Here is a 13,430-nt window from a genome sequence, read left to right as displayed (position 1 = left end):
TTTTTTTATACAAAGATTTTAGGGCGCTTCAAACTGAATTGTGAACAACTAAGCGCTTAATGCGTACATTCATATAGGTGCGATAAAGCTTGGTATAACAAGGATAAGCCCACGCTGTCGGTGCTAGACGCCGTGTGCGTCTTTGAACGTCACAAAGCTTAAACGAACGTTATCAGTTAAATGAAGAGATACGTTCGAATATCTTTGCTGTTCGTCTCTTGGTTACGTTCCCGGCTTGTGCTATCATAGTTAGTGTTGTGGACTAGCCACAAGAGATGAGAGAACTACTATTTAGAATGGGACAAGTGAGTTATCTTTAGAAAATAGGTGGAAAGTAATTATGAAAAAATACCGTAGTTATCGCCTGAGTTTAGGGTGGCAGATCTTAATTGGTCTGGTCTTAGGGATTATTCTAGGGGTCGTCTTTTACCAAAACAAGTTGGCAATCACGGCCATGCAAAATATTGGGAACATGTTCATCAGCTTGATTCAAATGATCGTGTTGCCGATTGTGGTCTCCTGTTTGACCGTTGGGATTGCCAACATGGGGGATATTAAGAAGTTAGGCCGTATCGGTGGGAAGACCATCATTTACTTTGAGGTCATGACGACCATCGCTATCGCCCTAGGGCTTCTGGTTGGGAATATTTTCCATCCTGGGAGCTTTATCGACATCCATCAACTACATAGTTCAGATATCAGTCAATACGTCTCCTCGGCCAAATCAGCTAAGGATTCAGGCATCTGGGCCACTTTGCTGGGGATTATTCCCACCAACTTCTTCAAGTCGTTAGGTGAGGGCGATATGATGCCCGTTATCTTCTTCTCCGTCTTCTTCGGATTAGGAACGGCCGCTATTGGTAAGCAAGGGAAAATCATTATCGACTTCTTAGACGCTGTATCACAGGTGATGTTCCGGGTCACCAACTGGGTTATGCATACGGCGCCAATTGGGGTCTGTGCGCTGATTGGGGTCACCATCGCGCAAATGGGGATTTCAGCCTTAGCTCCATTGGGGTATTTCATCCTCTTGGCTTACGGCACCATGGCGATCTTCATCGTGGTCTTCATGGGGCTCGTTGCGCGGATGTTTAAATTCCGGCTGAAGGATCTACTCTTTGTTATCAAAGACGAAGCCGTATTGGCCTTCTCGACGGCAAGTTCCGAAGCAACCCTACCACGGTTGATCGACAAGATGGACAAGTTTGGGGTCAGCCAAGGGATCGTTTCCTTCGTGATCCCGACCGGGTACACGTTTAACCTGGATGGCTCCGCTATCTACCAGTCATTGGCTGCGTTGTTCCTGGCGCAGGCCTACCATATTAACCTGAGCCTGGGACAGCAGATCACCTTACTGGTGGTTCTGATGATCACGAGTAAAGGGATGGCTGGGGTTCCTGGCGCGTCCTTCGTTGTCTTGCTGGCAACGGTCTCCACGATTGGGGTTCCGATGAGTGGTCTGACGTTTATCGCCGGAATCGACCGGTTAGTCGACATGGGGCGGACGGCCGTCAACGTTGTGGGGAACTCCCTCGCAACGGTGGTCATCGGTCGCTCGGAGCACGAGTTCAGCGAGGAAAAGAGTCAGAATTATCTCGAGGAGCTTCGTACAGCTAAAGTAAAATAAATACGATACAAAAACGCCCGTAATTCTTCGCGAATTACGGGCGTTTTTTATAATTGCAGAAACCAGATCAACGGTGTGCAGCCAGCCTTGCGGGGTGATTCCCATCAGCCCATGGGTACTGGCAGGACACGCGATAATCAGGATTAAGTTGTAGGATTTGTGTTAATTTCGTATCGACTATTAGAGATTAAAAACCAGCCTAGTTGAATCAGCGTCAGTTACAAGTGTCTTCCTCCCCACTGGGTTCCCCCAACGGTGAAGCGGCTATGTGAACTAGCACGTCAATGCATTATGGTTGTCATAGGGCCGAGAAAAACTGGGTAACTCTAGCTTGCGTTTTCCATTAAGTGGTTTGAATCCAACCGGCACACGAACGAATTCGGGAAGGTCAGCCGTGATTCAGTCGGTTACAACACCGACAGCGGCTGAGTTAAAGTGGCCAATCGATTCAGTCTAAAATCTACCAGTCGAACCTCCGCATCAAGCTACGGGGTCCGGGAAAGGGAAAGCTAGAGAACAGTTTTCCTCAAAGCGTCAACCTAGAGGCGTGAACTGACTGCAACTTTCCCACCGGCGAGTGATAACACGCTCCGGGATCATCTATACGTTGTGTTGTCATGTTCACTCACCTCCTCTAATCTAATCGACAGTGACAACTGTGAGTAAATTAAAAGCGCTTAGCCACGACTAGCTAAGCGCACAATAAAAAACATTTGTGTACGAACGGCCAGTCGTTGAGTTTTAGCACTATACGGCGTAGTTAGTTGTTTCATTAACAGCTACATTAGAACAGGCCTTAATTTGACCTGAACAGCTGACTCATTGGCGTTTCTCGACGTTTCTGAGCAGTAGCATTTTCCGTATAGGAGCCTCACCTAACAGCTTCTAATTTATTCTATAGTTCATTTTATCCTACTCAGTCAGGAAAAGCAATCAAAAGGCCTCAGGAAAATCGAATAATAATTATAATAACGAACTATTAATAAATTTATAACAGCACTTATATCTCTACCTAGTTTAGAATCATTCTTGATTTAATTCTTGCGAACGGTTATGCTTAGGGGGTATCGAAGCTTACTAAATGAGGGGAGTAGTTATCATGAATTTTATTGGTTCCGAGTTACCCGATTTTACTGTAAATGCCTTTCAGAATGGCGAAGTTAAGGCATTATCAACGGCCGACCTATTAGGCCACTGGTCAGTTTTGTTTTTCTATCCAGCAGACTTCTCCTTTGTTTGTCCGACTGAGTTAGGTGATTTAGCCGCTCACTATTCAGAATTCAAACAAAGTAATGCTGAAATTTATAGCATTTCCGAGGACACCGAGTTTGTTCATCAAGCTTGGCACGAACAGAGTCAGGAAGTGGGGCAGGTGGCTTATCCCATGATTGCCGATCCTGCTGGTATCTTGGCCCGGCACTATGAAGTCTTAGATACGGATGCCGGTCAAGCCTATCGGGGTGTCTTTATTCTCGACCCTGCAGGAAAGGTCCGGTCATACACGATCAACGATATGGGGATTGGCCGCAACGCCACGGAGATTCTTCGAACACTAACCGCCGCACAGTTCGTTGCTGAACACGGCGACCGCGTTTGTCCTGCTAATTGGCATCCCGGCGAACAGACATTGAAGCCAGGGACAGACTTGGTTGGTAAGATTTAACTGGTTCTCAATATAAAATGCAATTGAAAAGCGTGGTCACCCCCTGGTTGAGGTGATCACGCTTCTTTTAGGCTTGGGGCATTTTCGCCAGCAAGGCATTAATCTGATTGATTTCGTCAGTGCTGAAGTCGGTGTTGGCAAACGCCTTCAGGTTGTCCTGCAACTGACTAGGGCGACTGGCGCCGACCAGCACACAGCTGACGACAGGCTGATGAAGGAGCCAGGCAATCGCCATCTGAGCGAGTGATTGGCCACGTTGCTGGGCCAGCTCATTGAGAGCTTTGACCGTGCTCAGCGTGTGTTCCACGTTATCCTCATGTAGGAAGGGACTCGTGGATTTGTGGGCCCGTGAATCGGCGGGAATCCCGTTGAGGTAACGATCGGTCAGAAGCCCCTGGGCCAGTGGACTGAAGGTGACTAGTCCCGTCTGCTCGTCGGCCAACGTCTGCAGCAGGCCATTACGATCGATGTGCCGATCGAACAGACTGTAGCGGCTTTGATGGACAATATACGGCGTGTGCAGGTCGTCAAAGATGGCTTTGATGGCCTTAGTTTGTTGCGGGTCGTAGTTGGAAATCCCGATGTACAGCGCCTTACCTTGCCGCACCAGTTGGTCCAACGCTAAGGCAGTTTCTTCCAGCGGCGTGTTCGGGTCTGGCCGGTGAGAGTAGAAGATATCCACGTAATCCAGTTGTAGCCGCTTCAGGCTCTGGTTGGCACTGGCGATGATATTCTTCCGAGAGCCCCATTCACCGTAAGGTCCGGGCCACATCAGGTAACCGGCCTTGGATGTAATGACCATTTCGTCTCGGTAGGGCCGCATATCGCGAGCCATGATCCGACCGAAGTTAGTCTCGGCACTTCCTGGTTCTGGGCCGTAGTTGTTGGCTAGGTCAAAGTAGGTAATGCCGGCGTCAAAAGCCGTGTGGACGATGGCCCGTTGATTATCAAAAGGATCGACACTACCGAAATTATGCCAGAAGCCCAGACCGATTGCTGAGAGCTTGAGGCCACTGTTGCCGCTACGCCGGTATTGCATGGCGTCGTAGCGGTGTTCATCTGCTAAATACATGTAACTACCTCCAATATGTAAGGTGCTATCTTTAAGTATACGGGTCTTACGATAAAAATGAAAACGAATTCATAAATTGCCACATAAAAACGCGCCGAGCACCAGCGGTACTTGTCGCGTTTCGTGGGGAGCGTTGACTCCTGCGGTGATTATTTCCCTTGGGGAATTTTAGCGTATTCTTGTTGGTACCAACCGTCCCAGGTATTTTCCTTGAGGGAGCCGTTTTCGTTAAATGGTAGGTTGATTGTTTGCAGAATTTCTACGAATAAATTCTTCTTGTATTCCAGCACGCCGGCAGCCAATTGGTCAGGGCCAAAGTTCCGGTTTGCGTAGATGTACATGTTGATATCGTTCATGGCGTAGTCAACCTTGAACTGTGATAAAATTTCGAGATCGTTGGTCCGGTAATGCTCGAGATAGAAGTGAACGAAGTCGGTTAACGCGGTTAATTGGGCGTGTTCGTCCAGGTCGGTAATCGTTAAATCTTGGTTTTGCAAAGTGGAGACCTCCTCAAATTCTGTGTTGCCGTGAGTATCGGTCGTCTGTCGATCGGTGCCCCTTTTTTATTATGGCACACTTTGACCGTTCGTAAAGGAAACTGGTCCAAATTTTTTCAGTGTGAATGAAATAAAACGCTATCATAGGACTAGTGTATAATAATGACTAAGAAAATAGTGAAGGGAGCTGTAGCGCATGCGGGTATTTGTGGTGGGAGCCAATGGTCAAACGGGGCGTCGATTGGTCACGCAATTACGGGCGCGAGGGGATGATCCCGTTGCGGGTTTAGGCCCTGATGAAGATGGTGAGGACTGGGAAGATCAGGGGATTACAGTTCGCCGAATTGACCTGTTAGCCAAACCAGAAAGGATTGCGAGTGCTCTGATGGGGTGTGATGCCGTCATGTTTGCTGCCGGATCTGGCGGCCGAACCAAGGATGACATGACTCTATTGATTGATTTAGATGGGGCGGTCAAGACGATGCAGGCGGCTGAGATTGCTGGTGTGCGCCGTTTCTTGATGATCAGTATGCTCTTTGCCGAGGATCGCAATCGTTGGGCGGAACCACTGAAGCCCCTCTACGCCGCGAAGTTTTACGCGGATAACTGGCTGGTCCATCAGACCAATTTGGCTTATACGATCGTTCAGCCCGGCGCACTGTCGTTTCATCCCGGAACTGGGCGGGTCAAGAGTGATCCATTGGCCGTTGGTAGCATTCCCCGAGCAGATCTCGCGGCCTTTATGGTGGCGGCCTTACATGCACCGCAGGCGGTAGGGAAGACGATTCCCTTGCTGCAAGGAAGCACTCCGATTGCTGAAGTCCTAGCGCGTATTTAAAAACCAATACTAGTAATGGTTTACTGTATATGCTATAATCAAACCATAGAAAAATAACCTATCCGTTTGATTTTGCCAAAGGAGGCGACGACCATGACTGAAAAGTTACTGATTGCTCCATCCGAAGCTGAAGTTCTGACTGACCACCTCAATGAGTGGGCCCATTGGCGGCAGACCGCTGACCGGACCACTGCTGATGGTGATTGGGAACGGTTTATTGAAAAGAGTCGTCAAAAGGCAGAGTGGGAAGCGGGCTTAGCCGCTGAAATTGACCACTGGGAGAGCCTGCATGCCTTGCAAATGGCATTGACTGATAGTCTTGCCGGGACAACTTCTCGTGGCCATACGCGGCAATAAGGGCTATTGGATATGATGATACTAAGATCCTCGCTTAGGCGGGGATCTTTTTCTATATTGTGGGGATGAGCGCGAAAAAAAGACGCCATAACGGCGTCTTTTTCAATCGGTTTTAATGATTTATTGTTCTTCGTACCATGAGTAGTGGAAGTCACCAGGGCGGTCACGACGTTCGTAAGTGTGAGCACCGAAGTAGTCCCGTTGTGCTTGCAGCAAGTTAGCTGGCAAGACTTCAGCACGGTAGCTGTCGTAGTAAGTGATAGCAGCTGACAGGCTAGGTACAGGAATACCAGCTTGAACGGCCATTGCGACAACGTCACGCGTTGATTGTTGGTACTTAGCAGCAACTTCTTTGAAGTAGTCATCAAAGAGTAAGTTGGTTAAGTCAGGTTCCTTGTCGAAGGCATCGGTAATCTTTTGCAGGAATTGGGCCCGGATAATGCAACCGGCACGCCAGATTTGTGCTAATTCACCGAACTTCAAGTCCCAGTTGTTCTTTTCAGAAGCAAACCGGAGTTGTTCGAAACCTTGAGCGTAACTCATTAACTTACCAAAGAAGAGGGCTTGGCGAACCTTTTCAACGAATTCAGTTTCGTCACCGGTGTCAACCTTGCCTTGCTTTTCAGCAGGTGCCAAGACTTTAGAAGCCTTAACACGTTCGTCTTTAAGCATTGAGATGTAACGTGCGTAAACAGCTTCAGTGATAACTGATTGAGGAACTTGAACGTCTAAGGCGTCTTCAGAACTCCACTTACCAGTACCCTTGTTGTTACCACGGTCCAAGATAGCATCCAAAATGGATAAGTTCTTGTCATCGCCTAAGTCATCCTTACGAGTCAGGATGTCAGCAGTGATTTCGACCAAGTAACTGTCAAGTTCACCCTTGTTCCATTCTTTGAAGATGTCAGCCATCTTGTCAATGGAGATTCCAGCAACGTTACGCATGATGTTGTAGCTTTCATCGATCAGCTCTTCATCACCGTATTCGATACCGTTGTGGACCATCTTAACGTAGTGACCAGCACCGTTAGGTCCGATGTAAGATACACATGGCTTGCCGTCTTGGTCAGCCTTAGCAGCAATCTTTTCTAAGATTGGGGCAACTAAGTCGTAAGCTTCCTTTTGGCCACCTGGCATTAAGGAAGGACCTTGTAAGGCACCCAGTTCACCACCGGAAACACCCATACCGATGAAGTTGATACCGGACTTGTCCAGTTCGGCGTTACGAGCCATCGTGTCGTGGAAGTTCGTGTTCCCACCATCGATGAGGACATCATGCTTGTCCAACAGAGGAAGCAATTCGTGGATAACGGCGTCAGTTGGCTTACCAGCCTTAACCATCAAAAGGATCCGCCGTGGCGTTTCCAAAGACTTAACGAAGTCTTCCACCGTGTAACTTGGAACTAACTTCTTTTCGCTGTGGTCTTTCATAACTTGTTCCGTCTTGTTGGAGGAACGGTTGTAAATACCAACCGTGTACCCGCGACTTTCGATGTTCAGGGCTAAGTTCTTGCCCATGACAGCCATACCAACAACACCAATATTAGCTTTTTCTGCCATTAGAAACCTTCCTTTACTTTGTTAAGATTGATTTCGGTTTTACCAACTCCTAGTGTAGCATTGAACAATTTAAAAGGGAACTCATTTGACTGCTTTTTTTCAAAATAATTTAGATTTTTGTAAAAAAATTTCGTTGGAGCGGGTGCAACTAGTCCTGTGTCAGCTGATAGTCCTGAACATTGGCCGCAACTTTCCCCAGCAATTCCTCCAGAATGAGCTGTTCACCCGCGGAGAGACCGTGCGTTCCAATAGCTAAAATGTGCTGCTCGTAAGCCTCTAGCTCAGGATAAATTGCGCGGCCCTTGTCGGTGGCGACCAGGGGGCGTAGTTTCTTGTTAGCGGTGTCCGACTGACGGGCCACGTAATGATGCTCAATCAGCTTGCGCACAGTCCTCAGGCACGTTGACCGGTCCACGTGGAGCTGATTGGCCAACTCGGTCTGGGTGATTCCAGGATTCTCGAAGATGCGCATTAAATAGATGAATTGATTGTTTTGAAGATCATCACGCTGAAAAAGTTGGTTCCCAATAACTGAGGTCGACCGGGCGATCAGACCAATACTCCGAAAAGAATTTGCCATATTTTCTCCTTTTTGTTGCATTTGAAATTAAAACGCGCGATACTAATAGACATATTATAACACGAAGAAAGAATGATTTGATGATTAAATGGCATATTGGAACGTTCGATGATTTATCCGGCAAAGAGTTATACAAGGTTGCATATGAACGTATTCGGACGTTCGTAGTCGCTCAGAACCGACCTTACCAGGAAATTGATGCGATTGATCCCGTTGCTTGCCACATACTGGGCTTTCAAGGTGACCGACTGGTGGCGTATGCGCGAATTTTTCGGGAAAATGGCCATACCACGTTTGGTCGTGTGCTGACGATTCCAGAAGTCAGGGGACAAGGTGTTGGCCGGCAACTCATGGGCCATATTGAAGCGGAGATTCAGCGCCACTACGCCGGTGAATCAATCAGTATTGAGGCGCAGATCGACAAACGAGGCTTTTACGAAAAGTTTGGCTATCACGCACTAGGTGCCGTCTTTGATTTCAATGGCTCGCCGCACATTCGAATGGATAAGGCGGCGCTGCGAATGGCAGAGTAAGTGGTAGTTGACGTCCCACCGGCTTCAGTGCTGCGAGCAATATCTTCTGTAACTAAAAAAACGCCGATTACCCACTAGCGGGTGATCGGCGTTTTCGTCTAATTTAGTTGTTTAAGCGGTAGACCCATTCACGGTGGTCGCGTTGAATCAATTCTTCAGCGGCGGCAGGTCCCATGGAATGTGGCGTGTAGTTAGGGAATTGTGGTTCTTGTAAGTCCCAAACGCGCCGGATTTGGTCCACGAACTTCCAAGCGTAGGAAACTTCTGGCCAACTGGAGAAGTTAGTCCCGTCACCCTTCAAGACGTCATGCAACAGACGTTCGTAAGGTTCTGGCGTATCCTTGGACTTCTGAGCATCGACCAGGTAGTCCAACTTGATGGGTTCCGTTGAGAAGCCAGTGTCGTTGGTCTTGGCGTTTAATTGCAGAGAGAATCCAGCGTGTGGTTCAACGAAGATCGTCAAGACGTTGGCAGCCAGTGGGGTGTTTTGACTTTGTGGAAAGGCAAAGATGTCCACTAATGGCCGCTTGAAGACGACGTCAACTCGCGTGAACTTGTCGGCTAACATCTTCCCAGTCCGAATGTAGAATGGGGTGCCAGACCAACGGTAATTGTCGAATAACAACTTCCCAGCAACAAACGTTTCAGTCGTTGAATCGTGAGGGACGTTATCTTCGTGACGGTAGTCAGCTTGTTCGTTGATTGAGCCATATTGGCCACGAACAAAGTTGGTTGCGGCGTCGGCAACGTTGTAAACACGCAGGCTCCGTAAGGCCTTAACTTTTTCAGCCCGGATATCGGTATCGGTGAAGGCTACAGGTTGTTCCATAGCTAACAGAGAGACGATTTGCATGATATGGTTTTGGACCATGTCCCGCAAAGCCCCACTGTTGTCATAGTAGGAAGCCCGTTCTTCAACCCCGAGTTTTTCGGATAACGTGACTTGGATGTTGTCGATGTAACGGTTGTTCCACAGAGATTCAACCAAGGTGTTCCCGAAACGCAGGGCTTCGATATTTTGGATCATTTCCTTACCTAAGTAGTGGTCGATCCGGAAGATTTGATCTTCATCGAAGGACTTGCTTAAGGCATCGTTTAATAATTTAGCGGAATCGTAATCCCGGCCGAATGGCTTTTCAATGACCAGACGGTTGAAGACATCCTTACCTTCAGACAACAAGCCTTGCGTCTTCAAGTCTTGAGCAATTGTGCCGAAGAATTGAGGGGCCATTGAGAGGTAGAAGATTCGGTGGCCTTCTGCCTTGTATTTCTTATCTAACTTGTCCATCAGTTCCTTCAAGACGGCGTAGTGTGCCGTGTCGGTAACGTCATGGTCTTGGTAGTAGAAATGGGAAACAAAGTCGCTTGCTTCCTTAGAGTCCGTCCGGTTACCACTGTCTGCTAAAGACTTCTTGATAGCAGCGCGGAACTTGTCATCGTCCATTTTTGCACGGGAAGTCCCGATAACGGCGAAATGGGACCGCAAGTTACCTTTACGATAGAGATTGAAAAGGCTTGGGTAGAGTTTCCGGTAAGCTAAGTCACCAGTACCACCGAAGAATAAGAATACAGCTTTACGTTCAGTTGCCACGAGATCGTCACTCCTTAAATTTAAAATCGTTATATGAGCAGTGTCTACGAATCAAAAAACATTGAAGGTTGCTATCGGTTATCCACGGATGGGGGCAACCATCCGGGAACCCGCGAGTTGCCTAGAAAAAGTATGTCTAGACCACTTCGGAAGTTATTATACGCTTCTTTCTGATGAAACGCGACCTTTTTAAACCAAGAATTTAAAATTTAGACAACCGGTTGCAATCCTGTGAAAACAACGATTACACGATTTCTCCGTTTTCATGAAAGCAGAACGTCTCTTGCTGAAATGCAGTGGAAACGCCGTGCCCACTAGAAAACTATGAAATCGCTATCACCCGTAGTCTAACAAAAAAACTCGCCGAAGTAACGTCAGACGAGTTGGATTACTGAAACTATTTTCATGAAAGATAATTAAGTGGCACAGTGACCAAGGGGCAGAACCGCTGGCAAGTATGTTTGGTGAACGACCAATGTATGATTTAGTCCAGTCCTCCAGAATTTTAGAGTTGGCTGGGGTGAGGGTGATAGCCATAGTGAATGACTTGTTTTTAAAGCGTTACGGTTAACCGATTAGGGAAATGTCCCCGAACATGCCGAAAGTGAAGTTCACTACCCGCGAGGTTGGTGACCAACTGCAATGGCCGCTGAACCTTAGCCGTTCCCTGCCAAGGACGTAAATCAAAGGTGACCGGCGTCTCGTTCGCCTGCCGCAATGTGAGGTCAACGTCTTCAAAGGTAATGTCGTGAATAGCTTCTGCAGATTCAGCCGCCACAAGAATTCCGTTTTCCGTGTTGCTGGTGATATGTTTGAATGACACGTGGCGGATGGTCTGGCCAGTAAGGTCAGTCGCGGCGTCACGGGGAAGTAGGCTGATGAAGATGGGTTCGCCTGAGCCCCACCAGTCCGCACTGTAGGGCTTGGTGTCGATGGTAATATCTTCAAAGCTAATATTTTCCGCACTACCGGGATCTCGTAACTGAAAGGCTAGCCCCCGATTGGTATCCTTGATCGTCAGGTGACGAAATTTACAATTCTCAAAATTGCCAAAGCTACTACTCCCGAATTTTACGGCGGCACTCTGCGTCTTCAGGTAACAGTTCTCCACGAGAAGGTTGGTGCAGTCCCCGTAGGACGCGGACTCTTCAGTACATTTGGGACAGATGGCATCGTCACCGGTAATGATTTCACAGTCATGGATATGGGTATTTTTACTGCGATCGACATCGATGCCATCAGTATTGGGCATCCGGACTTCGTTGTGAATGGCGATGTGACCGATTTCCGTATTGTGACAACCGACCAGATGAACTGTCCAGAAGGGGGCGTTCTCCACGGTGATGTGATCCAGTGTGATGTTCGTACAATCCTCTAGGTAAATCGTCATGGGGCGGGGATAATTGTAGAATTTCAAATGAACTTCAGTATCCTGATTGGGATAAATGAAGGCAGTATAGTTGCCGTCGATGTGGCCTTCACCCGTAATGGCGATATTACGCTGTCCCTTGGCGTAAATAAGTGCCGAAATTGGCGTGGGGTTGCGATTCAGTTCAAAGGGACCGGGACGGTGAGTATACTTGGTTTCATCGCCGCTGGCTTGGAGAATGGCATCGGCCTCTAGGTGGAGGTTGACGTTGCTCTTCAACTGAAGGCCGTCAATGACGTAGGTGCCGTTGGGGATGGTCACTGTGCCACCGTTATTGGCTGCGCAACGATCAATGGCAGTCTGAATCGTCAGGGTCGCATTGGTTGTGATGTCGTCTTCGATGGCTAGATCAAGAATATTGATATTCTGCATAAATTTACGCTCCATTTCTATCAGATTGCACAGGTGAAAAATAGACGTGACTTGGGGGGAGTAGGTGGTCGTTTCATCCCCAGCTTAACATAATTTGAAAGCGGTGCCACGTCAACGGACCAATCTACGCCTAAGGTTGCTATCGCGGGAACTGACGCCCAGCGTGCGGGTAAAGAATGGATAACAGATTAATTTGTTTTAAGTGTTGTTAAAGAAGGCCCAACCTGGTTATAAATTTGTCACTAATTTGCAAAAAATCTGTTATACTACTAGGCGGTTAGAAAAATACTTTGTCGGCAAAATTTGTCGGTCAAACTCAATATAAGGGGTCAGGAAAACAATGAAGAAATTTATGGTTGCAATGACTGGTTTGGTTACTTTATTTACAATTGGTGCCACAGTACCAGCTGTGACTGGGACTGCCACGACGACTGCACATGCTGCTACGCACGTTGGACCTAGCTTGAGCGTTAAGGCAATTTACAACAATTCCAAGTCAATCACGGGGACGGCTACGAAGGGCTCTAAGATTGCGGTTAAGAGCACGAAGAATGCTAAGAAGAGCTTGGGAACTGCAACGGCTTCTAAGAAGACGGGTAAGTACACGGTTAAGTTAGCCAAGAAGTTAAAGAAGAACGCTAACGTCTACGTTTACGCTACTAATCCGAAGACGAAGACGTCTTTCTACCGGATTATCCGGGTTCAAGCCGCTGTTACGAAGAAGGCAACGACTAAGAAGGTAACCCCTAAGAAGACGACTGCCAAAAAGGTAGCAACGAAGAAGACCACTGCTAAGAAGACCACTGCTAAGAAGACTGCTTCAACCAAGAAGGCTGCTAGCTTTACGGTTAAGACGCCTACTGGCACTTGGAAGTCCAACACGGCTAACAAGTATTCTCAGAAGATCGTCTTCAGTCAAAAGACTGGTTTCAACCAATACCTCTACAAGAATGGTAAGAAGGTTAAGACTTTAGTTTCTTACGCTAAGTACAGTGTTAAGGCTAAGACCCCTACGTTCTGGAAGATTAATTACACGCCTAAGGGTTCTAAGACGTCTAAGACCTTCTACTTACGCTTCACTTCTGCTAAGAAGTTCAAGATCGTTAACAGCAAGGACCAAGTCGTTGCCGTTAAGGCCGGCGTTGCGCCAGCTGCTAAGTGGACTTTCACGAAGTAAGCTTGTTTCTATAAATTAGTTAATTAAAACCGCCATTTCGTAATTTTGCGAAGTGGCGGTTTTTGTTCGGTATTTGTGATGCCAGTGGGTGAATTGTCGCAAATTTTTGCCAGGAAAATAGGTGAAAGCAGTCG

The 13,430-nt window shown here is 47.6% G+C and carries 12 protein-coding genes and 1 riboswitch; of the genes, 6 read left to right on the top strand and 6 right to left on the bottom strand.

The genetic code is table 11. The features are described from left to right. The first annotated feature begins 340 nt into the window (after positions 1 to 340). Positions 341 to 1,627, top strand: a complete 1,287-nt coding sequence (locus ACEPSU_RS12300) for a dicarboxylate/amino acid:cation symporter (RefSeq protein WP_395321987.1) — start codon at positions 341 to 343, stop codon at positions 1,625 to 1,627. A gap of 719 nt (positions 1,628 to 2,346) precedes the next feature. Continuing rightward, a riboswitch (M-box (ykoK) riboswitch) is annotated at positions 2,347 to 2,517 on the bottom strand. Between the two features lie 209 nt (positions 2,518 to 2,726). Then, positions 2,727 to 3,290, top strand: a complete 564-nt coding sequence (locus tag ACEPSU_RS12295; protein WP_020090379.1) for a peroxiredoxin — start codon at positions 2,727 to 2,729, stop codon at positions 3,288 to 3,290. Positions 3,291 to 3,357: 67 nt separating this feature from the next. Here ACEPSU_RS12295 and ACEPSU_RS12290 read toward each other — a convergent pair whose 3' ends face one another. Together ACEPSU_RS12290 and ACEPSU_RS12285 are read right to left on the bottom strand one after the other, a co-directional pair. Then, positions 3,358 to 4,362: an aldo/keto reductase gene (locus tag ACEPSU_RS12290; protein ID WP_395321984.1), complete on the bottom strand. Its 1,005-nt coding sequence runs from the start codon at positions 4,360 to 4,362 to the stop codon at positions 3,358 to 3,360. Positions 4,363 to 4,511: 149 nt separating this feature from the next. Then, positions 4,512 to 4,859, bottom strand: coding sequence for a hypothetical protein (locus ACEPSU_RS12285; protein WP_020090377.1), 348 nt, complete (start codon positions 4,857 to 4,859; stop codon positions 4,512 to 4,514). Between the two features lie 196 nt (positions 4,860 to 5,055). Here ACEPSU_RS12285 and ACEPSU_RS12280 point away from each other — a divergent pair, with 196 nt between their 5' ends. Beyond that, positions 5,056 to 5,697 carry an SDR family oxidoreductase gene (locus ACEPSU_RS12280; RefSeq protein WP_395321982.1) on the top strand — a complete coding sequence of 214 codons (642 nt, stop codon included), beginning with the start codon at positions 5,056 to 5,058 and terminating at the stop codon, positions 5,695 to 5,697. Between the two features lie 93 nt (positions 5,698 to 5,790). Then, positions 5,791 to 6,054: a hypothetical protein gene (locus ACEPSU_RS12275; RefSeq protein WP_395321980.1), complete on the top strand. Its 264-nt coding sequence runs from the start codon at positions 5,791 to 5,793 to the stop codon at positions 6,052 to 6,054. A gap of 120 nt (positions 6,055 to 6,174) precedes the next feature. Here the strand turns inward: ACEPSU_RS12275 and gndA are convergent, their stop codons facing one another. Next, positions 6,175 to 7,614: an NADP-dependent phosphogluconate dehydrogenase gene (gene gndA / locus ACEPSU_RS12270; protein ID WP_020090374.1), complete on the bottom strand. Its 1,440-nt coding sequence runs from the start codon at positions 7,612 to 7,614 to the stop codon at positions 6,175 to 6,177. Positions 7,615 to 7,762: 148 nt separating this feature from the next. Beyond that, positions 7,763 to 8,194, bottom strand: coding sequence for a MarR family winged helix-turn-helix transcriptional regulator (locus ACEPSU_RS12265; RefSeq protein WP_395321978.1), 432 nt, complete (start codon positions 8,192 to 8,194; stop codon positions 7,763 to 7,765). 80 nt (positions 8,195 to 8,274) lie between these two features. Between ACEPSU_RS12265 and ACEPSU_RS12260 the strand changes: the two genes are divergently transcribed. Beyond that, positions 8,275 to 8,727 carry a GNAT family N-acetyltransferase gene (locus tag ACEPSU_RS12260; protein ID WP_395321976.1) on the top strand — a complete coding sequence of 151 codons (453 nt, stop codon included), beginning with the start codon at positions 8,275 to 8,277 and terminating at the stop codon, positions 8,725 to 8,727. 103 nt (positions 8,728 to 8,830) lie between these two features. On the opposite strand, the gene zwf is transcribed toward ACEPSU_RS12260, so the two are convergent. Both zwf and ACEPSU_RS12250 read right to left on the bottom strand, forming a co-directional pair. Further along, the gene (gene zwf / locus ACEPSU_RS12255) at positions 8,831 to 10,318 is read right to left on the bottom strand and encodes a glucose-6-phosphate dehydrogenase (protein WP_020090371.1); all 1,488 of its coding nucleotides are present in this window, start codon (positions 10,316 to 10,318) and stop codon (positions 8,831 to 8,833) included. A 553-nt stretch (positions 10,319 to 10,871) separates the two neighbouring features. Next, a complete protein-coding gene (locus tag ACEPSU_RS12250) occupies positions 10,872 to 12,119 on the bottom strand; it encodes a glycoside hydrolase family 28 protein (RefSeq protein WP_395321974.1) in 1,248 nt (415 codons plus the stop codon). A 340-nt stretch (positions 12,120 to 12,459) separates the two neighbouring features. On the opposite strand from ACEPSU_RS12250, the gene ACEPSU_RS12245 reads away from it, so the two are divergent. After that, complete coding sequence (locus ACEPSU_RS12245) at positions 12,460 to 13,296, top strand: Ig-like domain-containing protein (protein WP_395321972.1); 837 nt, start codon at positions 12,460 to 12,462, stop codon at positions 13,294 to 13,296. The last annotated feature ends 134 nt before the right edge of the window (positions 13,297 to 13,430 follow it).

The organism is Levilactobacillus parabrevis, from assembly GCF_044051715.1.
Taxonomy (GTDB): Bacteria; Bacillota; Bacilli; order Lactobacillales; family Lactobacillaceae; genus Levilactobacillus; species Levilactobacillus parabrevis.
Note: the sequence above shows the minus strand (reverse complement) of the source record. Positions and strands in the feature narration are given on the sequence as shown.